Source organism: Bradyrhizobium valentinum, from assembly GCF_001440405.1.
Lineage (GTDB): Bacteria > Pseudomonadota > Alphaproteobacteria > Rhizobiales > Xanthobacteraceae > Bradyrhizobium > Bradyrhizobium valentinum.
In genome coordinates, this window is sequence record NZ_LLXX01000069.1 from 1 (window position 1) to 1,177 (window position 1,177).

At 62.8% G+C, this 1,177-nt stretch carries 2 protein-coding genes; one reads left to right on the forward strand and one right to left on the reverse strand.

Annotated elements, in window-relative coordinates; all coding sequences use genetic code 11:
• The coding region (locus CP49_RS46680) for a hypothetical protein (RefSeq protein WP_057850431.1) at positions 1–184 on the reverse strand (184 nt) is incomplete at its 3' end.
• Here CP49_RS46680 and CP49_RS11790 point away from each other — a divergent pair.
• Positions 183–1,177, forward strand: a 995-nt coding sequence (locus CP49_RS11790; protein ID WP_156438320.1) for an acetyltransferase domain-containing protein, incomplete at its 3' end; no start/stop codon positions are given. The genes CP49_RS46680 and CP49_RS11790 overlap by 2 nt on opposite strands.

A 1,177-nucleotide genomic window follows, 5' to 3' on the forward strand; every position in this document is an offset into this window, starting at 1 on the left:
TGCCGTACTTGTGCGCTGGGAGGATCAAATCATGAATGCGAGCCTCGAAGCCGGGCAACGGGGAGGCCTGTCCTGGACCGGCCAAGCGAGGAAAGGAATCGCCGGGCAGACGGCGGTGCGCACGCGCATCGATTCCGTCGACCTCGTGCGCGGCCTCGTGATGGTATTGATGGCCCTCGACCATGTGCGCGATTTCTTCGCCCCGGGGTGGATTCAACCCGCGCGACGTGACCGATCCCGCGCTGTTCATGACGCGCTGGATCACGCATTTCTGTGCACCCGCCTTCGTCTTTCTCGCAGGTGTGTCGGCATTCCTCTACGGCGAGCGCGGCCGTAGCACGCGGCAGCTCAGCCGCTTCCTGCTCACGCGCGGGATTTGGCTCGTACTGATCGAGCTCACGCTCGTCCGCCTTGCATGGACCTTCAGCTTCGATCTCGGCTACTTCTTCAGCCAGGTCATCTTCGCTATCGGCGCGTCGATGATTGCGCTCTCAGTGCTGGTCTTTCTGCCGCGCAGTGCTGTCGCGGCCATCGCGCTCATCTTGATCGCTTGGCACAATCTACTCGATCCCATCAAGGCAGAGGCCTTTGGCCCGGCCGCGGCAATCTGGAATTTCCTGCATGAGCCGGCCTTGCTGCAGTTCGGCGCCACCGTGAAGTGGTTCGCGGTCTACCCGTTGATCCCGTGGATCGGCGTGATGGCGGCGGGCTACGCGTTCGGTCCGGTCTTCATGCTCGATCGTGCGAAGCGGACGCGCTGGCTCGTTGGATGGGGCACCGTCGCGGTGGTTGGTTTCGTCCTGCTGCGGGCGAGCAACGTCTACGGCGACCCCGCGCCCTGGAGTGTTCAAGCCGGTGCAATTGCGACGTTGCTGTCCTTCGTCAACTGCGAAAAATATCCGCCATCGCTGCTGTATCTGGCCATGACGATCGGGCCGACATTGCTGCTGCTTGCTGCGGTTGAGAACGCGCGCGGCCGGTTCGCGGCGTGGGTCACCACCTTCGGCCGCGTTCCATTCTTCTATTATGTGGTTCATGTTTTTGTCATCCACGCGCTCGCCGTGATCTTCGCGTGGGTGAGCGGTGCGGAGACCGGCTGGCTGTTTGGTCCATTCCCTGCCGACAAGCCGAACGGATACGGCGTCGGCCTCCTGGGCGTCTTTTCCGTCTGGCTTGC